This window comes from Streptomyces sp. NPDC048349, assembly GCF_040651925.1.
GTDB lineage: Bacteria > Actinomycetota > Actinomycetes > Streptomycetales > Streptomycetaceae > Streptomyces.
The window spans coordinates 1-24,647 of record NZ_JBEZLA010000046.1 but is presented as its reverse complement, the minus strand read 5'-3'; the positions used below and the strand labels follow the sequence as shown (position 1 = coordinate 24,647).

General features: G+C 72.2%; 20 protein-coding genes and 1 tRNA gene. 8 read left to right on the top strand and 13 right to left on the bottom strand.

Annotated features, from left to right (window positions below; genetic code table 11):
* Positions 1-3: 3 nt before the first annotated feature.
* The 3 genes from pfkB to AB0D44_RS23705 form a co-directional block, all read right to left on the bottom strand.
* Entirely contained in the window at positions 4-954 is a 951-nt protein-coding gene (pfkB, locus tag AB0D44_RS23715; protein WP_362594400.1) for a 1-phosphofructokinase, read from the bottom strand.
* On the bottom strand, positions 951-1,712 hold the full coding sequence (locus tag AB0D44_RS23710) for a DeoR/GlpR family DNA-binding transcription regulator (protein WP_362594399.1): 762 nt from the start codon (positions 1,710-1,712) through the stop codon (positions 951-953). The genes pfkB and AB0D44_RS23710 overlap by 4 nt, the downstream gene beginning before the upstream one ends.
* 134 nt (positions 1,713-1,846) lie before the next feature.
* Positions 1,847-3,433, bottom strand: a complete 1,587-nt coding sequence (locus AB0D44_RS23705) for an MFS transporter (RefSeq protein WP_362594397.1) — start codon at positions 3,431-3,433, stop codon at positions 1,847-1,849.
* A 62-nt stretch (positions 3,434-3,495) separates the two neighbouring features.
* On the opposite strand from AB0D44_RS23705, the gene AB0D44_RS23700 reads away from it, so the two are divergent.
* Positions 3,496-4,464 (top strand): YafY family protein, encoded by a 969-nt coding sequence (locus AB0D44_RS23700; RefSeq protein WP_362594395.1) that lies wholly within the window; start codon positions 3,496-3,498, stop codon positions 4,462-4,464.
* A 65-nt stretch (positions 4,465-4,529) separates the two neighbouring features.
* Here AB0D44_RS23700 and AB0D44_RS23695 read toward each other — a convergent pair whose 3' ends face one another.
* The 4 genes from AB0D44_RS23695 to AB0D44_RS23680 all read right to left on the bottom strand — a co-directional run bounded on the left by AB0D44_RS23695 (position 4,530) and on the right by AB0D44_RS23680 (position 9,130).
* Positions 4,530-5,507: a sigma-70 family RNA polymerase sigma factor gene (locus AB0D44_RS23695; protein ID WP_362594393.1), complete on the bottom strand. Its 978-nt coding sequence runs from the start codon at positions 5,505-5,507 to the stop codon at positions 4,530-4,532.
* A 440-nt stretch (positions 5,508-5,947) separates the two neighbouring features.
* Complete coding sequence (locus AB0D44_RS23690; RefSeq protein WP_362594391.1) at positions 5,948-6,736, bottom strand: class III extradiol ring-cleavage dioxygenase; 789 nt, start codon at positions 6,734-6,736, stop codon at positions 5,948-5,950.
* Between the two features lie 185 nt (positions 6,737-6,921).
* On the bottom strand, positions 6,922-8,460 hold the full coding sequence (locus AB0D44_RS23685) for an MFS transporter (RefSeq protein ID WP_362594389.1): 1,539 nt from the start codon (positions 8,458-8,460) through the stop codon (positions 6,922-6,924).
* 73 nt (positions 8,461-8,533) lie between these two features.
* Entirely contained in the window at positions 8,534-9,130 is a 597-nt protein-coding gene (locus tag AB0D44_RS23680; RefSeq protein ID WP_362594470.1) for a TetR/AcrR family transcriptional regulator, read from the bottom strand.
* Between the two features lie 504 nt (positions 9,131-9,634).
* On the opposite strand from AB0D44_RS23680, the gene AB0D44_RS23675 reads away from it, so the two are divergent.
* The 3 genes from AB0D44_RS23675 (at position 9,635) to AB0D44_RS23665 (ending at position 11,756) form a co-directional block, all read left to right on the top strand.
* A complete protein-coding gene (locus tag AB0D44_RS23675) occupies positions 9,635-10,912 on the top strand; it encodes a M6 family metalloprotease domain-containing protein (protein ID WP_362594388.1) in 1,278 nt (425 codons plus the stop codon).
* 79 nt (positions 10,913-10,991) lie between these two features.
* Positions 10,992-11,390, top strand: coding sequence for a TOBE domain-containing protein (locus AB0D44_RS23670; RefSeq protein ID WP_362594386.1), 399 nt, complete (start codon positions 10,992-10,994; stop codon positions 11,388-11,390).
* 293 nt (positions 11,391-11,683) lie between these two features.
* A tRNA-Arg gene (locus tag AB0D44_RS23665) sits at positions 11,684-11,756 on the top strand.
* A gap of 49 nt (positions 11,757-11,805) precedes the next feature.
* Here the strand turns inward: AB0D44_RS23665 and AB0D44_RS23660 are convergent.
* The 4 genes from AB0D44_RS23660 to AB0D44_RS23645 all read right to left on the bottom strand — a co-directional run bounded on the left by AB0D44_RS23660 (position 11,806) and on the right by AB0D44_RS23645 (position 18,295).
* Positions 11,806-13,110 (bottom strand): HAMP domain-containing sensor histidine kinase, encoded by a 1,305-nt coding sequence (locus AB0D44_RS23660; protein WP_362594384.1) that lies wholly within the window; start codon positions 13,108-13,110, stop codon positions 11,806-11,808.
* A gap of 254 nt (positions 13,111-13,364) precedes the next feature.
* On the bottom strand, positions 13,365-13,565 hold the full coding sequence (locus AB0D44_RS23655; protein ID WP_362594382.1) for a hypothetical protein: 201 nt from the start codon (positions 13,563-13,565) through the stop codon (positions 13,365-13,367).
* Positions 13,566-13,665: 100 nt separating this feature from the next.
* Positions 13,666-15,426 (bottom strand): MFS transporter, encoded by a 1,761-nt coding sequence (locus tag AB0D44_RS23650; protein ID WP_362594468.1) that lies wholly within the window; start codon positions 15,424-15,426, stop codon positions 13,666-13,668.
* A 226-nt stretch (positions 15,427-15,652) separates the two neighbouring features.
* Positions 15,653-18,295: a hypothetical protein gene (locus tag AB0D44_RS23645; RefSeq protein ID WP_362594466.1), complete on the bottom strand. Its 2,643-nt coding sequence runs from the start codon at positions 18,293-18,295 to the stop codon at positions 15,653-15,655.
* Positions 18,296-18,467: 172 nt separating this feature from the next.
* Here AB0D44_RS23645 and AB0D44_RS23640 point away from each other — a divergent pair, with 172 nt between their 5' ends.
* The 3 genes from AB0D44_RS23640 (at position 18,468) to AB0D44_RS23630 (ending at position 20,733) form a co-directional block, all read left to right on the top strand.
* On the top strand, positions 18,468-19,202 hold the full coding sequence (locus tag AB0D44_RS23640; protein WP_362594380.1) for a GPP34 family phosphoprotein: 735 nt from the start codon (positions 18,468-18,470) through the stop codon (positions 19,200-19,202).
* 219 nt (positions 19,203-19,421) lie between these two features.
* On the top strand, positions 19,422-20,315 hold the full coding sequence (locus AB0D44_RS23635; RefSeq protein WP_362594378.1) for a helix-turn-helix transcriptional regulator: 894 nt from the start codon (positions 19,422-19,424) through the stop codon (positions 20,313-20,315).
* A gap of 208 nt (positions 20,316-20,523) precedes the next feature.
* Positions 20,524-20,733: a DUF397 domain-containing protein gene (locus AB0D44_RS23630; RefSeq protein WP_362304148.1), complete on the top strand. Its 210-nt coding sequence runs from the start codon at positions 20,524-20,526 to the stop codon at positions 20,731-20,733.
* A 131-nt stretch (positions 20,734-20,864) separates the two neighbouring features.
* On the opposite strand, the gene AB0D44_RS23625 is transcribed toward AB0D44_RS23630, so the two are convergent.
* Positions 20,865-21,710: a hypothetical protein gene (locus AB0D44_RS23625; RefSeq protein WP_362594376.1), complete on the bottom strand. Its 846-nt coding sequence runs from the start codon at positions 21,708-21,710 to the stop codon at positions 20,865-20,867.
* A gap of 128 nt (positions 21,711-21,838) precedes the next feature.
* Here AB0D44_RS23625 and AB0D44_RS23620 point away from each other — a divergent pair, with 128 nt between their 5' ends.
* Positions 21,839-23,068 (top strand): PLP-dependent aminotransferase family protein, encoded by a 1,230-nt coding sequence (locus tag AB0D44_RS23620; RefSeq protein ID WP_362594374.1) that lies wholly within the window; start codon positions 21,839-21,841, stop codon positions 23,066-23,068.
* On the opposite strand, the gene AB0D44_RS23615 is transcribed toward AB0D44_RS23620, so the two are convergent.
* Positions 23,065-24,453 carry a serine hydrolase domain-containing protein gene (locus AB0D44_RS23615; RefSeq protein ID WP_362594372.1) on the bottom strand — a complete coding sequence of 463 codons (1,389 nt, stop codon included), beginning with the start codon at positions 24,451-24,453 and terminating at the stop codon, positions 23,065-23,067. The two genes, AB0D44_RS23620 and AB0D44_RS23615, sit on opposite strands and share 4 nt — an antisense overlap.
* Between the last annotated feature and the right edge of the window lie 194 nt (positions 24,454-24,647).

Here is a 24,647-nt window from a genome sequence, read left to right as displayed (position 1 = left end):
GCCTCAGGCCGTGGCGGGTTCGGACAGGGGGAGGTCCAGGGGAAGGTCCTGGGTGATCCGGACCGCCTCGGGGCGCAGGTCCGAGGGGGTGGGCATGGCACTGCCGGGCAGCTGGACCGCGGCCGCGCCGTGGGCGAGGGCCGAGGCGAGCGCGTCGGGGCCGGTGCCTCCGGCGATCAGGAAACCGGCCAGGGAGGCGTCGCCCGCACCGACGTTGCTGCGGACCGCCGGGGCCGGCGCGGTGCCGTAGTGGGCGCCCCCCGCGCACACCAGCAGCTGTCCGTCGGCGCCGAGGGAGGCCAGGACCGCGCCCGCGCCCAGCGAGCGCAGCTCCTCGGCCGCCTTGACGACGTCGCCCAGGGTGGCCAGCGGCCGGCCGACGGCTTCGGCGAGCTCCTGCGCGTTGGGCTTGATCACGTCGGGGCGGGCGGGCAGCGCCGCGACCAGGGCCGGGCCCGAGGTGTCCAGGGCGATGCGGGCGCCCGCCTCGTGGGCGCGGGTGACGAGCTCGGCGTACCACTCGGGACCGAGGCCCTGCGGGAGGCTGCCGCAGCAGGCGATCCAGGAGGCGTCGCCGGAGCAGGTGCGGACCGTGTCCAGGAGGAGGGCGGATTCCGTCGGTGTGACCTCCGGACCGGGGGCGTTGATCTTGGTGAGGGTGCCGTCCGGTTCGGCGAGCGAGATGTTCGCGCGGGTCTCGCCGGTGATCGTGACGGCGGTGACGTCCACGCCCTGCGCCACGAGGAGCTCGGCGAGCAGGGTGCCCGGCGCTCCGCCCAGCGGGAGGACCGCCGTCGTACGGACGCCCGCGGCGGCCACCGCCCGGGAGACGTTGACGCCCTTGCCCCCGGGGTCGACCCGGTCGCCGGTGGCGCGCAGCACCTCGCCGCGCCCGAGCGAGGGGACCTCGTACGTCCGGTCGAGGGAGGGGTTGGGCGTGACGGTGAGGATCATACGAGCGCAACTTCCGTACCGGCGGCCTCGATCGCCGCCTTGTGGGCGGGGTCGAGCCCCGTGTCCGTGATGAGCAGGTCGACGTCCGCGAAGGAGCCGAAGCACGCGAAGTGCTCCTGTCCGGCCTTGGCCGAGTCGGCGAGGAGGACCACGCGGCGGGCTGCGGCCATCGCGGCGCGCTTGACGGCGGCCTCGGCGAGGTCGGGGGTGGTCAGGCCGCCCTGGGCGGTGAAGCCGTTGGTCGCGAGGAACAGCACGTCCGCGCGGATCTCGGCGTAGGCGCGCAGGGCCCAGGCGTCGACGGCGGCGCGGGTGCGGTGGCGGACGCGGCCGCCGACGAGGTGGAGGTCGATGCCGGTGTGGTCGGCGAGCCGGGCGGCGACGGGCAGGGCGTGGGTGACCACGGTGAGCGCGATGTCGACGGGGACGGCCGCCGCGAGGCGGGCGACGGTGCTGCCGGCATCGAGGACGACGCTGCCGCCGTCGGGGAGTTCGGCGAGGGCGGCGGCCGCGATGCGGTCCTTCTCGTCGGCGGCGGTGGCCTCGCGCTCGGTGAGGTCCGGTTCGAAGTCGAGGCGGCCGGCCGGTATGGCCCCGCCGTGCACGCGGCGGACCAGGCCGGCCCGGTCGAGGGCCTTCAGGTCACGGCGTACGGTCTCGGCGGTGACCTGGAACTGCTCGGCGAGGGAGAGCACGTCGACCCGGCCCGCCTCGCGGGCGAGGCGGAGGATCTCCTGCTGGCGCTCCGGTGCGTACATGTGGATTTACGTCCGTTCGATGCCCGACTGTGTGGCTTGGCTCCCACACTACGCCCGATCGAAGGCAAAACAAAGAGAAACGGACATGCCCGCCAACTAGGGCGGGCATGTCCGTGACGTGGGGCAGGACGGCCTCAGACGGCCGGGACCTTCTGCGGGGCCCCTTCCGCGCTCTCCTGTGCGGTCTCCCCCAGGGCCTTCTGCGCGACGGTGGCCGGGTGCTCGGAGCCGCCCTCGCGCTGCTCCATGGGGATCGGCTTGCGCGGCAGCATGAACATCACCACGAAGATCACGAGAAGGACGGCCGCGACCCACCACAGCGCACCGCGGAAGGCCTCGACGTACGGCGGCCCGAAGACCATGTCGTCGTCGATCAGCCCGAAGAAGACGACGGAGGTCAGGGCGAGACCCAGCGCGTTGCCCATCTGGCCGGTGGTGTTGATCAGGCCGGAGGCGGAGCCCGCGTGCTCGCGCGGCACCTCGGACAGCGTCGTGTCGTTGAGCGGGGCCACGATCAGGCCCATGCCGATGCCCATGAGGACCAGCGGGGCGGCCATCTGCCAGGAGGCGATCTCCATGCCGTAGTGCTCGGACTCCCAGATGTACAGGAGTAGGCCCGAGGCCATGATCAGCGCACCGGCCTGGAGCACCTTGCGGCCGAAGCGCGGCACGAGCTTCCCGACCGAGATGCCCGCGGCGCCCGAGACGGCCAGGGAGAAGGGGATGCCGGTGCAGCCGGCGCGCAGGGCGCTCCAGCCCAGGCCCATCTGCATGTAGAGCGTCCAGACCAGGAAGAAGATGCCGGTCGCGATGCCGAAGGTGAGCTGGACGGCGATACCGCCGGAGAAGCTCTTGACCTTGAAGAGGGAGAGCTCGACGAGCGGGGAGCCGTCCTTCTTGATCTTGTACTTCTCGTAGGTGATGAACGCGGCGAAGACGAACGGCGACGCGATCATGCATATGAAGCCCCACAGCGGCCAGTCGTTCTCTCGGCCATGGGTGAGCGGGAAGATCAGCATCACCAGGGCGAGGGTCGCCAGGACCACGCCCACGAGGTCCAGGCGCAGGGCCTTGGGGGCCCTGGACTCGCTGATGAACATCCGGCCGAGGATCACGGCCGCGATGCCGACCGGCAGGTTGATCAGGAAGATCGGGCGCCATTCGAGACCGAACAGGTTCCACTCGGTGAGCAGCGCGCCGAGCATCGGGCCCGAGACGGCGCCGAGGCCCACGACCGCGCCGAACATGCCGAAGACCTTGCCGCGCTCGTGCGGCGGGAAGCTGACGTGGATGATCGCCAGCACCTGCGGGACCATCATGGCGGCCATGCCGCCCTGCAGGATGCGGGAGGCGACGAGCATCGAGGGGTTCTCGGCGATGCCGCAGAGCAGCGAGGCGATCGTGAAGCCGCTGATGCCGATCAGGAACACGCGCTTGCGGCCGTAGATGTCACCGAGACGGCCGCCGGTGATCAGGCCGGCTGCGAAGGCGAGGGCGTAGCCGGCGGTGATCCACTGGATCGCGCTGGTGGACGCGCCGAGGTTCTGGCGCATGCTGGGTATCGCGATGTTGACGATCGTGACGTCGACCAGGTCCATGAAGGTCGCGGTCATCACGATGGCGAGCGCCAGCCAGCGGCGGCGGTCGGCGGGCGAGCTGGGCTCTTCTCGTAGGGGCCCGTTCTCTCTTTCGGGCGATGTCTTGGGCGTCTCGGTGCTCATGAAGAGAAACCTATGCGGGATGTAGGTCAGTTCGTGTCCTATTTCGCTGGCAACCTTGGCTCATGACCGACACCCCGGCACGGCTGCTCTCCCTGCTGTCCCTCCTCCAGACCCCGCGCGAATGGCCCGGGAGCGAGCTCGCGGAGCGGCTGCGGGTGAGCTCGCGCACGATCCGGCGCGACATCGAGCGACTGCGGGAGCTCGGCTATCCGGTCGAGGCCACGCTGGGGGCGGAGGGCGGGTACCGGCTGGTGGCGGGGGCGGCGATGCCTCCGCTGCTCCTCGACGACGAGGAGGCGGTGGCGATCGCGGTGGGGCTGCGGGCGGGCGCCGGGCATGCGATCGAGGGGGTGGAGGAGGCCTCCGTACGGGCTCTGGCCAAGCTGGAGCAGGTGCTTCCGTCGCGGCTGCGGCACCGGGTGGGCGCACTTCAGTCGGCCACCGTCGCCCTGACCCGGGGCGACGGGCCGAGCGTGGACCCGGGGACGCTGACGACGATCGCGGCGGCGGTGGCGGGGCCCGAGCGGCTGCGGTTCGCCTACGAGGCGAGGGACGGGGCCCGCTCGCGGCGGCTGGTGGAGCCGTACCGGCTGGTGAGCGCGGGGAGCCGCTGGTACTTGGTCGCCTACGACCTGGAGCGCGGGGACTGGCGGACCTTCCGGGTGGACCGGGTGGGCGAGGCCTTCGCGACCGGGGCCCGCTTCACCCCGCGGGAACTGCCGATGGACCCGCAGGAGTTCGTCCGCAGGGGGGTGCGGGGCCGGCAGACGTACGCCGTGGAGGTCACCTTCGCGGCGGGCCGGGCGGAGCTCCCGAAGTGGCTGCGGGACGCCGCCGTCGCCGACGGGGAGGCGGACGCGAACGCGGACGGCGACGGTGGCGGGGGTACGCGGGTGCGCTTCGACAGCGGGGACGCGCCGGAGTGGCTGGTGGCGCGGCTGGCCCTGACGGGGCTGCCGTTCACGGTGCAGGCTCCGGCCGAGCTGACGACGGCGGCGCACGCACTGGCCGCGCGGCTCGCCCGGGCATGAGGGAGCCCCGGCACCTGGGGGGGATAGGTGCCGGGGCTCGTTCGGGGGGCTGCGGCGCGGGCCGGTCAGGCCACGGCGTCGAAGCCGGTGTCGCGGGCCATCCGCTTGAGCTCGAGGAGGGCGTGCTTCTCGATCTGGCGGATCCGCTCGCGGGTCAGGCCGTGCTGCTTGCCGACCTCGGTCAGGGTCCGCTCGCGGCCGTCGTCGATGCCGTAGCGCATCTTGATGATCGACGCGGTGCGCTGGTCGAGCTTGCCGAGCAGGTCCTCCAGCTCCTCGCTGCGCAGCAGCGACAGCACGGACTGCTCCGGCGAGATGGCGGAGGTGTCCTCGAGGAGGTCGCCGAACTGGGTGTCACCGTCGTCGTCCACGGACATGTTGAGGCTGACCGGGTCGCGCGCCCAGTCCAGTACGTCGCCCACGCGCTTCTCCGTCGTGTCCAGCTCGGCGGCGATCTCGGCGTGCTCCGGCTCCCGGCCGTTCTCTCGGTTGAACTCCCGCTGGATGCGGCGGATCCGGCCGAGCTCCTCGACCAGGTGGACGGGGAGGCGGATGGTGCGGGACTGGTCGGCGATGGAACGGGTGATGGCCTGGCGGATCCACCACGTGGCGTACGTGGAGAACTTGAAGCCCTTGGCGTAGTCGAACTTCTCGACCGCGCGGACGAGGCCGGCGTTGCCCTCCTGGATGAGGTCGAGCAGGGGCAGACCACTGCGCGGGTAGCGGCGGGCGACGGCCACCACGAGGCGCAGGTTGGAGCGGATGAAGACTTCCTTGGCGCGCTCGCCCTCGGCGGCCAGCGCCTCGAGCTCCTCGCGGGAGGGCGCCCGGCCCTCGCGCTCTATCACGCCGTCGAGGATCTGCTGGGCGTAGACGCCCGCCTCGATGATCTGGGACAGCTCCACTTCCTTGGCCGCGTCGAGCAGCGGGGTGCGCGCGATCTCGTCGAGGTACATGCCGACCAGGTCGCGGTCTGCTATCTCCCCGCCCACAGCGCGGGCGCTGCTCGTGGACTGACGGCGGGCGACGGCGCGGGTTGCCATGCGTGCTCCCTTGCGATGAGTTCGGTCGCGGTGCGGCTGCCGGACGCCACCCTGGCGGGGTGGTGCGCCCCCGGACACTCTCCCGAGTGCCCGCATCCGAAGGAAACAACGACTGGAATCGGGACAGAATTCCCACGTTGGTCCCTCTTTCTCGAGATCTTGCAGTATCCTGCCCCGCCACGAGAGGGGGCCGGGTGTCGCAGGAACCCGAAGAGGTGCAGGTCAGGCCCGGCGCGGAGGCGGACCTGGCAGATCCCACGGAGCGGTGAACCACCACGCCCGTGAGACCGCCGTCACGTCCGACACGGCCGTCTCCACTCCGGAACAGCGCCGCCCATGGCTGCACCCCTACCCCTGAGGACGGCCCGCAGCGCCTTCTGGTTGCCTGGACGGCGCCGGCACGAGAAGCGGCCGGGCCCGCGGGAGGCGGTCCAGGCGGCCTAGCCGAACTGGAGGGAGCGCTTCGAGAGGCCCATCCAGAAGCCGTCCACCGTGTCCCGGCGGGTGGCGAGGTCGCCGGACGCCTCGGCCGCGCCGAGGGTGACGAAGAGCGGCGCGAAGTGTTCCGTACGGGGGTGGGCGAGGCGGCCCGAGGGGGACTTGGCCTCGAAGTCGAGCAGGGAGTCGAGGTCGCCGGCGGCCAGGGCCTCGTGGCCCCACGCGTCGAACTCGGCGGACCAGGCGGGGACGCCCGGGCCCGTGTGGCGCAGGGCGGCCAGGTTGTGGGTGAAGAATCCGCTGCCGACGATCAGGACCCCCTCGTCGCGCAGGGGCGCCAGCTTGCGGCCGAGGTCCATCAGGCGGCGCGGGTCCAGGGTCGGCATGGAGATCTGGAGGACCGGGATGTCGGCCTGCGGGAACATCTCCACCAGCGGGACGTACGCGCCGTGGTCCAGCCCGCGGTCCGGTATGTCCTGCACCGGCGTGCCCGGGGCCCGGAGCAGGGCACGGACCGACTCGGCGAGCTCCGGGGCGCCCGGGGCCTCGTAGCGGACCCGGTAGTAGTGCTCGGGGAAGCCCCAGAAGTCGTAGACCAGGGGGACGGTCCGGGTGGCGCCGAGGGCGAGCGGGGCCTCCTCCCAGTGGGCCGAGACCATCAGGACGGCGGTGGGGCGGGGCAGCTCCGCGGACCAGGCGGCCAGCTCGCCGGGCCAGACCGGGTCGTCCGCGAGCGGCGGCGCTCCGTGGCTGAGGTAGAGCGCCGGCATGCGGGTCGGGGCGGGGGACATGGGGCGCTCCTCGGTCGTCGGGACGGGTTCCGCGGACGGGGTTGGGCAGGGGTTCCGTGCCGGCTGCCGCCGCGGGTCCGCGCTACGGGGGTCGCACGAAAAGACTAACCCCGCTTGGTTCAAATTTGAACCAAGCGGGGTGGTCAGTCATTCCCGGACGGGTACTCCCGTCGCCGTCGCCCCCGTCAGTGGGCGATCACCGGAACCTTGAACTCGGCGTCCTCGGCCGGGCCGGAACCGGAGGCCACCGGGCCGCCCGCGCCGGGACGGCCGGTGTTGATCAGGGTCAGCGCGATCACCGAGCTGGCGACGAGGATGCCCACCGCCCACCAGATCGCGGAGGAGTAGCCCTCGACCATGGCCTGCGCCTGGATCAGCTTGGCCGCCGGGCCGCCCGCCGCGGCCTCCGCCGCGTGGTCGGTCAGGTACGCGGTCGTCGCCGAGGCGGCGATGGTGTTCAGCAGCGCGGTGCCGATGGCGCCGCCGACCTGCTGCGAGGTGTTGACCATGGCGGAGGCGACACCGGCGTCGGCCGGGTTCACCCCGTGCGTCGACAGGGACATGGCCGGCATGAACGCCGTACCCATGCCGAGGCCGAGCAGCAGCTGCGCCGGCAGGATCAGCGCCGGGTAGGAGGACCCGACCTCGATCTGGGTCAGCAGCAGCATGCCGGTGGCGGCGACCAGGAAGCCCGGCCCCATGAGCAGGCGCGGCGGGACCCGGGTCATCAGCCGGGCGCCGATCTGCGTGGAGCCCGTGATCATGCCCGCGATCATCGGCAGGAAGGCGAAGCCGGTCATGACGGGCGAGTAGCCCTTCACGACCTGGAGGTAGTAGGTGAGGAAGAGGAACAGGCCGAACATCGAGATGACGGCCAGGCCGAGCGAGAGGTAGACACCGCCGCGGTTGCGTTCCAGCAGGACGCGCAAGGGCAGCAGCGGGGACGTGACCTTGGACTCGACGAAGACGAACGCCGCCAGCAGCGCCGCGGAGGCGACGAACATGGCCACGGTGACGGTGTCGGACCAGCCGGCGGACTCGGCGCGGGTGAAGCCGTACACCAGCGAGACCAGACCGAGCGTGGACAGCACCACGCCGGGGATGTCGAGCGGCGCGCGGTTGCGGGAGCCGGCGGGCTCACGGATGACCAGCCAGGCGCCGACGGCCGCGATGACGGCGAACGGGATGTTGACGAAGAAGGTCCAGCGCCAGTTGAGGTACTCGGTGAGGAAGCCGCCGAGGATCAGGCCGACGGCGCCGCCGCCGCCCGCGATGGCGCCGTAGATGCCGAAGGCCTTGGCGCGCTCCTTGGTGTCGGTGAACATCACCGCGAGCAGGGACAGGGCCGCCGGGGCCAGGAGTGCGCCGAAGGCACCCTGAAGGGCGCGGGCGCCCAGCATCATGGCCTCGCCGTTCGCGGCGCCGCCGAGCGCGGAGGCCAGGGCGAAGCCGATGAGGCCGACGACGAAGGCGTTCTTACGGCCCCACTTGTCGGCGATGCGGCCACCGAAGAGGAGCAGTCCGCCGAAGGCCAGCGCGTAGGCGGTGATGACCCACTGGCGGTTGCCGTCGGAGATGCCGAGGTCGGTCTGGGCGGAGGGGAGGGCGATGTTCACGATCGTCGCGTCGAGGACGACCATCAGCTGCGCCAGGGCTATGAAGACGAGCGCCTTCCAGCGGCTGGGATCTGCGGCCAGCTGCGGAGTCGCGGCTGTTTTTGGCATGGGTGTACCCGATTTCACTGTGCGGAATGACTGGAATTGACCGGAAAAACCTAATGAGGAAGCTCTGGCTGTGTCACATGGTTTTCTGCCTCAAGTCTTCGAACGTGGCGGCCGAACCCGGCAGTTCGGAGCGGGCCGGGGCCCGCAACCCGTCGAGGAAGAGCTGGAGGTGACGGTGGACGAAGCGGTCCGTGTCGAGGCAGGCGGTGCCGGGGAGCGGGCGGCTGAGCTGGGAGAGGGCGACCATCAGATCACCGACGCCGATGTCCGTGCGGACCAGCCCGGCGTCCTGGCCGGTCGCCAGCAGGGCCTCGACGCCCGCCTCCAGGACCCCGCGCGCCGCGATGAGTTCGGGGTGCTCGAAGTCGAAGTCGCCGTCGAGCATGGGACACAGGGCGCCGATCCGCTCGTCGGCGGCGGCGTGCGTGAAGCGGCACAGCGCGGCGAAGGCGTCGGTCTCTTCGGCGAGCGCGGCCTCGGCCTGGGCGCCCACCCGGCCCATCACGTAGAGCACGACGTGGTGGACGAGGGCGGGACGGTCGGGGAAGTGCCGGTAGAGCGTGGCGTTCCCGACGCCCGCCCGGCGGGCAACCTCGTCGAAGGGGGCCGAGGCGCCGAACTCGACGAACGCCTCGCGGGCCGCCACCAGGATCCGCTCGCGGTTGCGCACGGCGTCGGCGCGGGGACGCGGGACGGGGCCCGCGGCCGTGCCCGTACCGGTGGCCGTGTCCGTACCGGTGGCCGTGTCCGCGACCGCGGACCGCTGGCAGGCGTGCGCGCCGCGCGTCGCGGCCACGGCCTTGGCCTTGGGTGAGGTCATGGGTGAGGTCACGGGTGCGGCCTTGGCTTCGGCCTCGGACGCCGCCAGGTCCACGGCCGCTCCCGGGACGGACAGGGCCGCCGGGGCGGTGGGGCTGGGGCGCTTCATTCCGGGCCTCCCTGGCGCGGTGACACGTACGGCATCCGCCAAACGGGGAGCCGGTCCCCACTTCGTGGGACTCCCGTACAAACGGGGATCCGCTCCCCGGTTATTTCACTCCTCCGTGTGACCTGACTCACAGGTCACTTCACGTTCGGCCTCTCCCGGCGCGCGGGCGCGCCGCAGCCGTCGGAGGGTGACGAACAGAGCGCAGTCCGGACAGGGCCGGCTGCCGCGGACCCGAAGGCGATCTCCATGCCGCAGACCCGCCAGCGGATACGCAGATCACGCCGCACCAGCGCGTTCATCGGCCTGACCGCGCTGGCCCTCGGCGTCACGGCGACGGCGAGCACGGGCATATCCAGCCGCAGCCACTCGGCCGCCGGACCCGTGGCCACGACCGCCGAATCGGCCCTCGCGCCCTGCCGGATCGCCGGCACGATGGGCGTGCAGATGTCCGAGGGCCTGCCGACGCCCCCCGGGTACGCGCGCTCGACCGGTGAGGTCAAAGCCCTCAACCTGATGATCGACTTCCCTGACGCCAAGGGCGAGGGCACGGCCCTGGACCGGCTGGCGGAGTTCTTCCCCCAGACCGCCAACTGGTTCCGCACCAGCTCCTACGGCCGGCTCAGCTACCGGGCCGAAGCGCCGATACGGAGCTGGCTGCGGATGCCGATGCCCTTCGCCGCGTACGGGATCGAGCGGGGGTCCGCGTACGAACCGGGCTACCGCCAGCTCGTCGAACACATCGCGAAGGCCGCCGACTCCGAGGTGGACTTCAGCAAGTACGACCTGGTCAACATCCTCGTCACGCCGAACGCCGGCCCCTCCGCGCTGGACACCGTCCTGTCGGTGACCTTCTCGGGCAACGGCGAGGCGCCGGTCGCCGACGGGGTGCCGCTCGCCAACACGTCCTTCGTCTACAGCCGCCAGGACGACGGCTCCGGCACCTACCGGGAGACCGGCTACCGGGTGCTCCCGCACGAGAACGGGCACGTCTTCGGGCTGCCCGACCTCTACACCTCGGACGGCGGGGGCACCGTCGGGCACTGGGACATCATGAGCGAGGACTGGGGCTCCAACAACGACCTGCTGGGCTGGCACAAGTGGAAGCTGGGCTGGCTGGACAGCACGCAGATCAGCTGCGCGTCGAAGTCCGGCCCCAGCGACCACGTCCTGTCGCCGCTGGCGGTGTCGGGCGGGACCAAGCTCGCCTTCGTCCCGCTGTCCGAGAGCGCCGGGTACGCGGTCGAGGTCCGGACGCAGGCCGGGAACGACGAGGCCGTCTGCAAGCCCGGTGTCCTCATCTACAAGGTGGACTCCGACGTGGACACCGGGCGCGGCCCGGTCACGGTGTCGGACAGCGCGGACTCGAGCGGCGGCTGCACCCGGCGGCCCAACGTGCACGCGGAGCTGTCGGACGCACCGTTCCGGCCGGGCGAGACGTTCACCGACGAGAAGGCGGGCATCAGCGTCTCGGTGGTGGGCGAACTGCGCAACGGCAGCTACCAGGTGCGGATCATCCGGCCCTGACCGGCACCCCCTGGCGAGCGTGCGTGCCAGGCCCCACCGGCCGGGCGGGACTTCGACGGCACGACCTAGGGTGGGACGCATGGAGTCCTACACCATCGGACAGGCCGCGCGACTGCTGGGCGTGAGCGTGGACACCGCCCGCCGGTGGGCCGACGCCGACCGCTTCCCCACCCGCCGGGACGGCAAGCGCCGCATCGTCGACGGCCCCGACCTGGCGGCGTTCTGCGTGGAGGCCGCGCAGGAGGCCTCGTCCGCGGAGGACTCGGACGCCCCGTACACCTCGGCGCGCAACGCCTTCCCCGGCATCGTGACCGGGATCAAGCTCGGCGACGTCGCGGCCCAGGTCGAGGTACAGGCCGGTCCGCACCGCGTCGTGTCCCTGCTGACCCGGGAGGCCGTGGAGGAACTCGGGCTGGAGGTCGGCATGCGGGCCACCGCCCGGGTGAAGTCGACCAGCGTGCACATCGACCGCGACTGAGCGCGCAGCCCTGCTTCTGCCGCTTCGCGTCGACGCTCGGACGCATCCCCTGCGCGGGCCTGCCCGCCCGCACCTGCATCACGACCCGTACCGTCACCCTCGTCACCCTCGTCACCCTCGTCGCCCCCGGCGGCTCCCGCACCTGTTCGCGGCCCTGGCCGCCGCCCCGCCCGTCGCCACCGCCCTGGTGGTCCCCCGGGATCGCCGGGGGCCGCGGATCGCAGATGCGGATCAAGCGCCACCCGCTACACTGACCGCGGCGGCCAGGCCTCACAGCCAGGTCTCCGCACGCTGCCTTCGTAGCTCAGGGGATAGAGCACGGCTCTCCTAAAGCCGGTGTCGCAGGTTCGAATCCTGCCGAGGGCACATCACGAGGACCCCCCGCCGCACACGGCGGGGGGTCCTCGTCGTTCCGTCAGCGGGCGGGTGGAGCGGCCGGGCCGGGAGCCGGGGGCGCATCTGCGCAGCGCGGAGGCGCAGTTGGCTCCGGCGCTGCGGGCCCGGCCAGGGTGATGCGGGCTTCCGCGCCGCCCTCCCGCGGATTGCGGAAGGCGAGGGTCGCGCCGAGGGCGCGGGCCTGGCCCGCCGCGATCGTCAGGCCCAGGCCGTGGCCCTTGTTCATGCCCTCCGTACGGAACCGCTGCGGGCCCGCGGTGAGCAGGTACTCCGGATAGCCGGGGCCGGCGTCGCTCACCGTCACGGTCCGGCCGTCCACCCGGACGGTGACCGGGGCCGCGCCGTGCTTGTGGGCATTGGCGAGGAGGTTTCCCAGGATCCGCTCCAGGCGGCGCCGGTCCGTCTCCACCTGCAGGGACGAGACCACCTCCAGCCGCGTGTCGGTGCCCGAGGCGCGGATCGTACGGGCCGCCAGGCCCGCCAGGTCGTAGGCGTCCAGGTCCAGGCGCTCGCTGCCCGTGTCCAGCCGGGAGATCTCCAGGAGGTCCTCGGTCAGCGCCCGCATCGCCTGCACGCGGTCCCGTACGAGCTCGGCCGGCCGGCCCGGCGGCAGGAGCTCGGCGGCCGCGTTCAGGCCGGTCAGCGGGGTGCGCAGCTCGTGGGCGACGTCCGCCGTGAACCGCTGCTCCGCCTCCAGCTTGCGCTGGAGCGAGGAGGCCATCGTGTCCAGGGCCCGGGAGACCGCCGCGACCTCGTCCTTGTTGCGCGCCCTGTCGTCGACCCTCGCGTCCAGGTCGCCCGCGCTGATCCGGCGGGCCACCTGCGCCGTCAGGTGCAGCCGCCGGGTGATCCGGGTGACGCCGGCCGCGCCGATGAGCAGGGTGCCGCCGATGGCGAGCACCGAGGAGCCGAGGATGGCCCGGTCCAGCTCCGCGATCGTCCGCTCGGCGGCGGTGAAGTCCACGGACACGGCTATCGCGGTGCCGTGGTCGGCCGGCGCCGCCGCCCACATCGCGGGGCGCCCGCGGTGTTCGCCGATGAACGTGGCGCGCTTGCCGCTGAGCGCCAGTGCGCGCAGCTCCGGGGGCAGGCCGACGGGGTCGATGCCCTCGCCGCGCGCCATGCGCGCGCCGATCTCGTACGCCGCGATGGTGCGGTCCAGCTTGGCGAGCGCCTTCTCCCGCGCCGTGCCGACCGTCTGGTGGGTCATGGCGCTGTGGACGAGGCCGCCGAGCAGCGCTGCGAGCCCGCAGCACATGAGGGTGATGAAGACCGCGGCCTTCCAGGTCAGGGTCGAGGTCCAGGCGGGCAGCCGAACGCTCATGGTGCGCCGGTCTCGTTCATCAGGTCACCGTAATGGGCCCGTCCCGGCGGGCTCGCGGCGGGCGCCGGATCCCGCCACCAGGTCGGCGCAGAAGATGACCCCGACGCCCTCGTCACGGTTGGCCGGATGCTCTCCCGCGAAGCCGTGACGGTACGGAAAAGCCCTCCCGGCCGCGGCCGGAAGGGCGTCTCGAAAGGGTCGGACCAGTTCAGATCAGATCAGATCGGCTTGGGTCCGGAGCCTGGGTCCGCAGCTCAGCTGAGGCCTCTGCTGCGCTCGCCGATGCGGTCGCCCTGTGGAGTGCCGGCCCGCTTCAGGGCCGCCTTGGTGTGCGCCCCGCCCTTGACCTTGCTCCGCAGCGGACCGTCGAAGCCGTGGCCCGCGGGACGTGGCGGCCGGTCCGGCTCGTGGGGCTGGATGGCCGCTCGGAACTCCTGCTTCTGCTCTTTGCTCATCCCGTCGTCAACTCCCTAGGGAAGCACCCAATCGGACTACTGGGATGGTATGCAGATATACGGGTGAACGCACCCGGACCGGGCGTAAAGGATATGTGGATCACGGCTGGGGCGGCGCGGGCCGCTCCGGCGGCCCCAGCGTGCCGTACACCAGCTCCTCCGGACAGGGCGTGCCCCGCGGCAGCTGGTACTTCGCCGCCACCCGGTACTCCCCCGGGGCCGGTGCCAGCAGCTCCGTCCACACGTCGCCCGCCGCGTCCGGGGCCGCCTTGAACAGGCAGCCGTCCGTGTTCGCGTACTCCTTGGGGACGGCCCCCTTCGCCTTCGAGGCGAAGGTCTCCTCCGGCGGCGCCACCGGCTTGCCCGCCCAGTCCACCAGCCCCAGCCACGGCGAGTGCGGGATCCGTACGAGCACCCGCCCGGCCTGCGTCACGTGGATGACGAGCCGGTCCGCGCCCGCCCGCACCACCGTCGCCGGCCCGGACACCAGGTCCGTCGGCTGCTGGACCTTGAACAGCTGCCAGTTCGCGTCGCCCCACACCTGCTGGAGGTACGGCAGCCCCTCGCGCACCAGCTTCGCCTCGTCCTCCCCGCCCGAGTCGGGTTTGTCGGCGGGCAGCACCACGTAGTGCACCGCCCAGCGCTCCAGCCAGGCCCGGTAGCTGTCGGCGGTCAGGGTGTCGTCGTAGAAGAGCGGGTTGCGCTCCAGGTCCGCCTGCCGGTTCCAGCCCCGCGCCAGGTTCACGTACGAGGGGAACGCGGAGGACTCGCGGTGGCTGCTGGCCGGGACCACCTCGACCCGGCCACGGTCGGCGCCCGCCTTCTGCAGCTGGTCGACGAGCGGGGCCAGCTCGCGGTTCCACGCGGCCACCGGGGTGGTGCGCACGATGTCCGTGATGCTGTTGACGGTGATCCAGATGTTCAGACCGGCGAAGGCGAGCAGCAGCGCGTACCACCGCCGCGTGCGCGGCACCGCGTACGGGAGGGCCGCGAGCAGCACCGCCCCGCCGAAGAGCATGATCAACCGGGTGACGTTCGAGCCGACCTGGGAGTCGATCGCCCAGGTCAGGAAGACCCCGAGGGCATAGACGACCGAGGCGGTCCGGACCGTCTTCCACCGCTCGGGCACCAGGAGCAGGACCGCCAGCGCGAACACGAACGGCAGCCAGGCCGAGCCGAACTTCATCGGCTGCGTCCCGGAGAAGGGGAACAGCCAGGCCGACAGCCCGACCACAGCCACCGGGGCCAGGCCCAGCGCGTACGCACCCGGCCGCCGCCCGCTCAGGAACAGCGCGGCCGCGATCACCCCGAGGAAGAGCCCGGCGACCGGGCTGGAGGCCGTCGCGAGCCCGGCCAGCGGGGCCGCCACGGCCGCCTTCGCCCAGCGCCGCTCGGCCCACTTGCGCGGCCAGCAGAAGACGGCGGCGACGGCGCCGAGTGCGAACATCACGCCGAGGCCGAAGGTGACGCGCCCCGACAGGGCGTTGCAGAGCAGCCCGTACACCCCGGCCAGGGCGGGCCACAGGGGCTCGCGCACGGCGCCGCGGCAGCGGGTCAGGACCAGGGCGAGCAGCCCGGCCGAGACGGTGCCCGCGATCATCATCGTGGTCCGGACACCGAGCATGTGCATGAGGTACGGCGAGACCACGCTGTACGAGACGGGGTGCATGCCGCCGTACCAGGCGAGGTTGTACGCCGAGTCGGGATGGCGGCCGACGAACTCGGCCCAGGCGTCCTGCGCGGCGAGATCGCCGCCGCTGTTGGCGAAGCTGAAGAACCAGATGACGTGCAGCACGCCGGCGAGCAGCGTCGACACGGTGACGGGGTGGCGCCGGACCAGGTCCAGGACCCGCCTTCCCACCCCGCCGGTGCCACCGCCGGGGGCCGCGGGCGCAGGCGCCGCCGCGCCGCCGGCGTGGCCCTCGCCACGCCGGCCCTCCTGCTGCTGCCGCTGCTCAGCGGTGGTCACTGACGCACTCCCCCACACATGGGTCCACACCCGCACACACGTCCAGGTCCCTGGACTCAAGACGCGCTCCGGCGCCCCGGGGTTGCCCGGGACGCCGGATCCGCGCTCTCACCGCCGGTCAGCCGACGCGCGTCAGCTTGCTGCCGATGCCGGGCGCGGCGAGCTCGCTCTGGAGCGCCACCGGCACCTTCACCTGGCTCGCGCCCTCGCCGACCGTGAGCACGCCGATCTCGGTGCCGGCCTTGGCGGTCTGCGGGATCGTGCCGCCGCCGTCGGCCAGCTTCAGGTTCACGGTGAGGGAGGCCCAGCCGACCGCCTGCACGTCGGCGGTGGCCACGACCGGAGTCCGGCCGCCGAGGCCGTCGTCCACGTGGCCCACGACATCGCCCTTCTTCACGACGGGCGCGCCCTCGAGGGCCTTCTGCGTGGCGATCATCAGCTGCTTGCTCGCGGCGAGCACGCTGTCGATGATCGGCGGCTTGTGCTGGCCGAGGACGGCGCCGACGATCAGCTGGTTGGTGTTGCCGATCTTCTTCTGGGCGGCGAAGAGGAGGTTTCCGCCGGCCTTCGTCGTCGTACCGGTCTTGATGCCGAGCGACTCGTTGTACGGGACCAGGCCGTTCCAGTTCCGCCACTCCTTGCCCGACGGGTCGATCCACTTGGGCTTCTTGGTGATGTCGAGCAGCGTCTCGATCTCGACGAGCTTGAGGCCCAGCTTCACCTGGTCCTCGGCGGTGCTGACCGTGGTCGCGTCCAGGCCCGAGGGGTCGGTGTAGGTGGTGTTCGTCATGCCGAGTTCCTTGGCGGTGTCGTTCATCTTCTTGACGAACGCCTCCTGGGAACCGGCGTCCCAGCGCGCGAGCAGCCGCGCGATGTTGTTGGCCGACGGGATCATGAGGGCGGCGATCGCGTCGTACTCCGAGATCTTGTCGCCCTCCTTGACCGTGTCGAGGGTGGACTCGTTGTTGACCGAGTCGTTCTTCTTGCCCTCGGTCTCGGCCTGCTTGTCGACGTCGATCATCTGGCCCTGCTCACCCTTCTTGACGGGGTGGTCCCGCAGGATGATGTAGGCCGTCATCGACTTGGTGACGCTGGCGATCGGCACGGGCTTCTGCTCGCCGGACTGGCCGAGGGTGCCGAGGCCGGCGGCGGCCATGTAGGCCTGGCCCTCGCTGGGCCAGGGCAGCTCGGGCTTGCTGCCGCCGAAGGTGTACGAGGACTGCGCGGTCATCACGAGCTTCGGCTCCGGCAGCGGGCGTACCAGCTGCACGACGGCGAGGATGATCGCCAGGAGCACGACGAGCGGGAAGTAGATCTTGAACCGCCGCACGGCGGTGCGCAGCGGGCTCGGCGGCGGGGGCGGGTTGTTCGTGAGGTCCGCCAGCATGTCGAGCGGCGGCTTGGGCGGCAGCGGCTGCTGGGTGGTCCGCTCGGTCCGGTCCATCGAGGCGGGGGCCGACGCGGCCGGAGCCTTGGCTGCCGGGGCCGTGGCTGGCGGGGCCGGGTCCTTCGGCTGCTGCCCGGGTTCGTCGGTCCGCAGCGGCACGAAGGTGCTGGCCTTGGGCGGCGCGGCCGGCGCCGAAGCGGAATCCCCGGAGCGGGGGTCGGCGGGGGCCGCCGGCTTCACGGCACGGAACGCAGCCGTGCGCTCGCTGTCGTCGGTCTCCGCACCGGCATCCACCGGCGGAATCCGGAACACCCCGGTCCGCTCCCGCGGGGCGGGCTCCTTGGCGGGCGCGTCCGGCCGCACCGCACGGAACACCGCCGTGCGCTCGCTGTCGCCGTCGGCGGGCTTGTCGGCGGACTTGTCGGCGGGGGGCGCGACGGGGCGGTCACCGGCGCCCGGCTCGTCCGCGGAAACGGAACCAGCACCGGGTGCAGCCTTCGACGCCGCCGAACCGGAATCGGCCGGGGCCTCCTTCGGCGCAGGCGGCCGCACCGCACGGAACACCGCCGTGCGCTCACTGTCGGCGGGCTCCCCGGCAGGGGCGGCCGGCTCCTGCGCGCGGGGCGCGGCCGGGCGGTCACCGGCACCCGGCCCGTCCGCGGAAGCGGAAGCAGCGGCAGGCACCGCCGCGGCGGAGTCGGCGGGAGCCGGCTTCACCGTGCGGAAAACGGCCGTACGGTCACCGTCGGCGGACTCCCCGGCGGGAGCGGCCGGCTCCTGCGCGCGCGGCGCGGCCGGGCGGTCACCGGCACCCGGCCCGTCCGCCGAAGTGGAAGCAGCCGCAGGCACCGCCGCGGCGGAGTCGGAGTCGGCGGGAGAAGGCTTCACCGTGCGGAAGACGGCCGTGCGCTCACCGTCGGCGGACTCCCCGGCGGGAGCGGCCGGCTCCTGCGCGCGCGACGCGGCCGGGCGGTCACCGGCACCCGGCCCGTCCGCCGAAGCGGAAGCAGCGGCAGGGGCGGCCGGCCTCGCGGGGGGCGAGACGGGCGCGCCCTCGCCGTCGGCGGGGGCGGCCCCGGCCGCGGTCTTCGGCTCGGCCCCGGCGGTGTCGGACGGCTCGTCCGCCGTGGCGACCCACGCCGCCACCGCGTCGCGCAGCGCGTCCCCGCCGCCGGAACCGTCCGGCTCCCGTTCGGCGTCCACGTCCACGTCCGCGTCTCCGTCAACGTCCGCGTCACCCGAGTCACCCTCAGGATCCCTCTGCCGGAACACCGACAGCCTCGGATCACGCTCCGCGGAGGTCGACGCCGCCCCCGGCGCTCCTTCATCAACCGACTTGTCGGGGGACTCGCCCGCCACCAGTTCCTCCTCCATCGTCGCCACGTCCGGCTGTCCGAATGTCTAACAGTGTCCCGTCTAGGGGGCATCGCCCCCGTGCTAGACGAGAACGACATAGCTGCGGGTTCCCCCACAAAGCGGCCACGCGCTCTCGACAGATGAATGTGAGAGGCGTCACCCTGTCACTCATCCACGCGGGGAGGCATGGATGGGCAGGAGCCGCAGAACAATTCCGGAGGAGCTTCTGCTGCTCGCCTTGGACCCGGCCACGGGTACCACGGCGCAGCCGCAGTCGCTCGACCTCGGCCTGGCCGGGGCACAGCTAGTGGAGCTGGCTCTGGCAGGACGGATAGCCCCTGACGGGGATCGTATCGCCGTGGTGATGCCACGGCCGACAGGAGATCCGACTCTGGACTCCGCACTGGAACTGCTGCGCAGGCGCGGCAGTCCGGTACGGGCCGTCCACTGGATCGGCGGACCCCGCCTGGGGCTCCGTCAGATTTACCTCGCCCACCTGGAGCGCTGCGGCATGGTCCATGCCGTCGCGGGCCAGATGTGCGGGGTGCTGCCGACGACTCGCTACCAGGCGACGGACACGGCGATCAGCCGGGAGATCCGTGCCCGGCTGGACACGGCGATCCGCACCGGCGTACCGCCGGACCCGCGGACCGCGGCGCTCGCCGCACTGGCCCACGCGGTCGGACTCGGCAAGCACCTGTACCCCGGCAACGAGGGGCGGTCGTCCAGATCCCGGCTGCGGGACCTGATCCGGCACGACCCGATGGGCGGACTCGTGGCGCACGCCGTGATGGACGTCCAGAACGGTGTGGCCGCACAGCCGCGCCGTGACCGCGCCCCGGTACCGCCCGCCCGGGCCACGGCAGGCAGCGTTCCGCTGCAGCCGCGCCGGACGGGGGCGATGGCCCGCGCGGCCGCGCATTGATCCACCCGCTCCACCCGCTCCACCTGATCCACCGCACCGCCATCAGCACGCCGGCGCGCGGGGTGGCGGGGCCGGTCACACCGGTCCCGTCGCCCCGCGCGTCTGCTTTTCCCTGCCGTTCCCCAGCGCCGCGGCGCCCTTCGGTGGCAGTCTGCTCAGCATCAGACACGCAGAGAGACAGACAGCTGCACGACAGAAGAAGGCGGAGGTGCCGTTCACGTGGCGTCCAATGTCAATCCCACCGTCCGACGCCGCCGACTGGGCATGGAGTTGCGCAAGCTCCGTGAGGACAAGGGCATGACGGCCGAGCAGGTCGCCGAGCGCCTCCTCGTCTCCCAGTCCAAGATCAGCCGGCTGGAGAACGGCCGCCGGTCCATCAGCCAGCGCGACGTACGCGACCTGTGCGAGGTGTACGAGGTGGAGGATCCCCGGCTCGTGGACTCACTCATGCAGATGGCGAAGGATTCCCGCCAGCAGGGCTGGTGGCACGCCTTCGGCGACATCCCGTACAGCGTCTACATCGGCCTGGAGACCGACGCCGCGAGCCTGCGCACGTACGAGCCCCTGGTGATCCCGGGACTGCTCCAGACCACGGAGTACGCCCACTCCCTGGTCCGCGGCGCGTGGCCGGAGACCGCTCCGGCCGACGTGGAGAAGCGCGTCCAGGTCCGGATGCACCGCCAGAAGCGGCTGTCCGAGACGGAGAACAACAATCCGGAACTCGGGCCGCTGCGCCTGTGGGCGGTCATCGACGAGGCCGCGCTGCTCCGGTGCGTGGGCGACCCGGAGCTGATGATCCGGCAGCTCGAGTTCCTGATAGAGCAGTCGGAACAGCCGCACATCACGGTGCAGGTGATGCCCTTCTCGCTCGGTGCGCACCCCGGCGTCAACGGCCAGTACGCGATTTTGGAATTCCCCGACGCGTCCGACTCGACGGTGGTCTACATCGAGGGCGTGACGAGCGACCTGTACCTGGAGAAGGCCAACGACGTGCAGAAGTACAGCGTGATGTACGAGCACCTGCGCGCCCAGGCCCTCAATGTCGACCAAACCCGGCAGTTCATTTCCGACATCATCGGAAAGTATGCGGGCAAGATCGGTGAGTCACGATAGAAGCGCAGAAATCCCCTGGGGCGACGGGGAGGGCCGGTACCGTACACCGTCACTCCCCGGCCACAGAAGGCCTGAATGGAATATGCCACCCGGTCGGGTGAATGGCTCCTTCACCTGTCAGGAGCTGCGGGTAGCGTCGATCACGTCGGCCGGAGAAACAAGCCGGACGGCGCGACAAACGGAACTACTCGCTGAACCGGAGAGAAACATGGCTATTCGTCAGGGCGCGACGCACCACTGGACCAAGTCCTCCTACTCCGCCAACGGCGCCTGCGTCGAGGTCAAGTCCCCCGTCATGGAGGCCATCGCGGTCCGCGACTCGAAGGTGCAGGACGGCCCGTCCCTCACCTTCGCGCCCGGCTCCTGGACCTCGTTCGTCGACGGCGTCAACGAGGGCCGGCTGGGACGCCTCGCCTGAACGTCACGGCATGCACCCCAACCGACCCGAACGCAGTGCAAGCAGTGCAAGCAGTACCCGCACCACTGCCTGGAGCCCTCTCGACCGGTCCGCCGTCTTGGCCGAGGGGGCTCGGCCATGTCCGCGTACGTCTACCTCAGCCGGTCGACGTACCGGTCGGTCCCCGGCACCGTGGGGATGAACGGAGCAACGAGTTCCACCCGTCCCGACCCCGCCTCCGCGACCTCCGCGTCCAGCCCCTGGAACCGGTCCCAGCAGGTCCGGGGGTCCTGCTCCAGGAACCACAGGAGCGTCAGGCGGGTGTCGACCCCTTCCACCTGCTTGACGTACGTCATCCGGTCGCCGGGCAGCGGCGTCGGCCGGAAGACCGTCACCATCGCGGCCGGTGAGCCGTGCAGCCGCTGGGGCAGGGCCCGCGCGCGCAGCCACTCCAGCAGCTCGGCCCGCTGCCCGGGCCCGTCGGCATCGACGACCTGCAAGACGAGCCCGGCGTACGGGTGGTCGAGGGCGTGGAAGTCCCGCGGACCGGCGGCTCCGTCGCGGTAGACGGTGGCCTCGTGGTCCTGGAAGGCCGTGAACACGTGGGTGCGGTCCTGGTAGACACGGCCGTCGCGATTGAGCCGCTTGTTGATGCCCACGGTCCACTTCATGTGCTCGTCGTAGCGGCCCTCGGTGACCCAGTACGTCGACAGGTAGCAGCCGGCGGTGACGGGCTGGGCGACGGCCGACTTCTCCGGGTAGCGCAGCTCCTGGAGTTCGCGGGTTGCCACCCAGCGGCGGCCCGCGTACATCCAGGGCATGGCCATCGCGCCGGCGTAGTAGTGGTCGTCCTCGTACCAGCGGTTGTACGCGTACTCGTGGCCCGGGTGCGGCTCCACCATGGTGATCAGCGCATGGCCGGGCCGGACGCCGTACGGGCCGACGGCCGCGAGCTCGGCGTAGCCCTCGGTGCGGGTGTCCCGCTCTTCTGTGGTCATGCGACCGGTTTAGCTGATGTCACGTCAGATCGGCAGCCCCTGCGGGCCGTTCACCATGTGACACATAGGTGCTATCTGCATCTTTCTATGGCTACGATGCCCGCACCCGACTCCCGGAGGAGCCACCCGTGCCCGCTGCCGCCGCCGTGTCCGCCGCCCCCTCCCCCTGCGCCGTCGCCCCGCCGCCCGCGTTCGCCTCGCGCGCCACCTCGGTGGGGGGCTCTCCCGTGCGCGAGATCCTCGCACTCACCGAACGCCCCGGGGTGATCTCCTTCGCCGGCGGCCTCCCCGCGCCCGAACTCTTCGACACCGAGGGCCTGCGGGCCGCGTACGACGCCGCCTTCGCGGTGTCGGCCCGGCGGGCGCTGCAGTACTCCACCACCGAGGGCGTACCGGAACTGCGCGAGGCCGTCGCGCGGCGTGCGACGGCCCGGGGCCTGCCGACCGGCACGGACGACGTCCTGGTCACCTCGGGCTCCCAGCAGGCCCTCACGCTGCTCACCGCCGCGCTGGTCGAGCCCGGGGACGTGGTGCTGGTCGAGAACCCCACCTACCTCGCGGCGCTCCAGTGCTTCGGGATGGCCGGGGCCCGGGTGGTGGCGGTGCCCTGCGACGCCGAAGGCCTGGTTCCCGAGGCCCTCGAGGAGATCGTCGCGCGGGAACGCCCCAAACTGCTCTACACCATCCCCACCTTCCAGAACCCGACGGGCCGCACCCTGCCGGGGACCCGCCGTGCGGCCGTGGCGCAGACCGCGGCGCGGCTGGGACTGTGGCTGATCGAGGACGACCCGTACGGGGAACTGCGCTACGAGGGCGCCGAGGTCCCCTGGCTGGCGGCGCACCCGGGAGCGCAGGACCGTACCGCCCTGCTCGGCAGCTTCTCGAAGATCATGGCGCCGGGTCTGCGGCTGGGCTGGCTGCGTGCCCCGGCGGCGCTGCGCCGGGCCGCGGTGGTCGCCAAGCAGGCGGCGGACCTCCACACCTCGACGGTGGACCAGCTGGCCGCCGCGCACTACCTGGCGGCGGTGGACCTGGAGGCCCATGTGTCCGCGGTCCGCGCGGCCTACCGGGCCCGCCGCGACGCCCTGCTGGCGGGCCTGGCCGACGCCCTCCCGGCAGGCTCCTCCTGGAACCGCCCGGAGGGCGGCATGTTCGTCTGGGCCCGCCTGCCCGAGGGCCACGACGCGGCGGGCCTGCTCGGCACGGCCCTGACCCACGAGGTGGCCTTCGTCCCGGGATCCCCGTTCTTCACGGGCCCCCCGGACCCCCGCACCCTGCGCCTGTCCTTCACCACGCACACTCCGGCGGAGATCACGGAGGGCCTGGCCCGCCTGGGGCGGGCCTGCCGAAGGTCCTAACGCGGGGCGGTCGGCGCCGTGGGCGTGGCCGGCGCGGGCGTGGCCGGCGTGGGCGTGGAGGTGGGCGGCGCGGAGTCCGTCGGTGCGGAGGCCGACGGCGTGGCGGCGGACGGCGTGGCGGCCGACGGCTCGGAGGCCGAGGGCGAAGGGGACTTCGATTCGGGGGCCACGGGAACGTGGCCCGGGTACACGTGGTCGGGCGTCACGATGCCGGTGATCGCCTCGCCGAAGAGCGTGCTCGGCTCCTGGCCCTCGTGCAGGACGTCGGTGTTGAGCAGGACGACCAGGGTCGCCTGGGCTTCCGGCAGGTAGACGGTCAGCGTCTCGTACCCGGGCAGCGAGCCGTTGTGGCCGATCCAGCCCTGGATGTTGAAGATGCCCAGCCCGTACCCGGCACCGGGAATGCCGTTGATCGAGGTGGTCTTCAGCCGCTCGGTCTGGGTCTCGGGCTTCAGCAGCGTCCCGGTCGCCAGGGTGCGCGCCCAGCTGCGCAGGTCCATGAGGTCGGAGATCATCGCGCCCGCGGCCCAGGCCCAGGAGGGGTTCCAGTCGGTCGCGTCCACGATCTTCCCGCCGGTGGTCGTGTCGTCCGTGTAGCCGCGGGGATGCGGGTCGGGGTAGTGCGCGTCGGTGGGGAAGACCGTCTGCCGCAGCCCGGCCGGCTCCAGCACCTCCTGCCGGATGAACTCCTGGATGGGCTTGCCCCCGACCTTCTCCACCACGAGCCCGAGCAGGATCAGGTTGGTGTTGCTGTACTGCCACTTGGCGTTCGGCTCGAACTGCACCGGATGCCGGAAGGAGTAGTCGAGCAACTGCTGCGGCGTGAACGGCCGTGTCGGACCGGCGGCGAGCGCCTTGCTGAAGTCCTCGTCCAGGCTGTAGTTGAAGAGGCCGCTGCGCATGCCCGCCAGTTCGCGCAGGGTGATGCGGTCCCCGTTCGGGACTCCGCTGACGTACTTGCCGATGGTGTCGTCGAGGGCCAGCTTGCCCTGGTCGACGAGTTCGAGGAGGGCGGTGACCGTGAACGTCTTGGTCTCGCTGCCGATCCGTATGTTGAAGGCGGTCTCCATGGGGGAGCCGGTGGCCTTGTCGGCCACGCCGAAGGTCCGTACGTAGCTTCCCTTGCCGGGAGCCCACAGGCCCACGATCACGCCCGGTACCTGCGCCTCGCGCAGGACCCCCTGGACCGCGGCGTCCAGCTTCGCCGCGACGGCCGGGGTGAGCTGCGGGAAGTCCGCGTCACCGTCGGGGGAAGGGGTGGCGGAGACGGACGGACCCGGGGTCGGAGCCCCGGAGGCGGGGCCCGCGAGGGCCGGGGCGACGAGCAGACCTGCTGCGGCAGCGGCCACGCAGGCCCGGCGCAGCCGAGTGCGGGTCGGACTCACGGCATGCCTCCTGTCGTACGGGGGAGGGGTACGAATGCAGGTACGAGCGCACGTACGAGTACGCGGACCACGTACGCGGACCAGGGCAGCAGGACCAGCGTAGGCCCGCCCTCAGCCGGTCGCGAGGCGAGCGCGCACACCCCCGCCGGCGGCCGTGCGCCTCCCGCTCGGGGGCCCCGGCCGGCCACCTGGTC

Coding starts and splice junctions, on each gene's coding strand:
- AB0D44_RS23675 (WP_362594388.1), top strand. CDS start 9,635: ATGCCGCAGACCCGCCAGCGGATACGCAGATCACGCCGCACCAGCGCG.
- AB0D44_RS23685 (WP_362594389.1), bottom strand. CDS start 8,460: ATGCCAAAAACAGCCGCGACTCCGCAGCTGGCCGCAGATCCCAGCCGC.
- AB0D44_RS23690 (WP_362594391.1), bottom strand. CDS start 6,736: ATGTCCCCCGCCCCGACCCGCATGCCGGCGCTCTACCTCAGCCACGGA.
- AB0D44_RS23695 (WP_362594393.1), bottom strand. CDS start 5,507: ATGGCAACCCGCGCCGTCGCCCGCCGTCAGTCCACGAGCAGCGCCCGC.
- AB0D44_RS23640 (WP_362594380.1), top strand. CDS start 18,468: ATGGGCAGGAGCCGCAGAACAATTCCGGAGGAGCTTCTGCTGCTCGCC.
- AB0D44_RS23705 (WP_362594397.1), bottom strand. CDS start 3,433: ATGAGCACCGAGACGCCCAAGACATCGCCCGAAAGAGAGAACGGGCCC.
- AB0D44_RS23625 (WP_362594376.1), bottom strand. CDS start 21,710: ATGACCACAGAAGAGCGGGACACCCGCACCGAGGGCTACGCCGAGCTC.
- AB0D44_RS23645 (WP_362594466.1), bottom strand. CDS start 18,295: ATGGAGGAGGAACTGGTGGCGGGCGAGTCCCCCGACAAGTCGGTTGAT.
- AB0D44_RS23700 (WP_362594395.1), top strand. CDS start 3,496: ATGACCGACACCCCGGCACGGCTGCTCTCCCTGCTGTCCCTCCTCCAG.
- AB0D44_RS23655 (WP_362594382.1), bottom strand. CDS start 13,565: ATGAGCAAAGAGCAGAAGCAGGAGTTCCGAGCGGCCATCCAGCCCCAC.
- AB0D44_RS23660 (WP_362594384.1), bottom strand. CDS start 13,110: ATGAGCGTTCGGCTGCCCGCCTGGACCTCGACCCTGACCTGGAAGGCC.
- AB0D44_RS23670 (WP_362594386.1), top strand. CDS start 10,992: ATGGAGTCCTACACCATCGGACAGGCCGCGCGACTGCTGGGCGTGAGC.
- pfkB (WP_362594400.1), bottom strand. CDS start 954: ATGATCCTCACCGTCACGCCCAACCCCTCCCTCGACCGGACGTACGAG.
- AB0D44_RS23630 (WP_362304148.1), top strand. CDS start 20,524: ATGGCTATTCGTCAGGGCGCGACGCACCACTGGACCAAGTCCTCCTAC.
- AB0D44_RS23710 (WP_362594399.1), bottom strand. CDS start 1,712: ATGTACGCACCGGAGCGCCAGCAGGAGATCCTCCGCCTCGCCCGCGAG.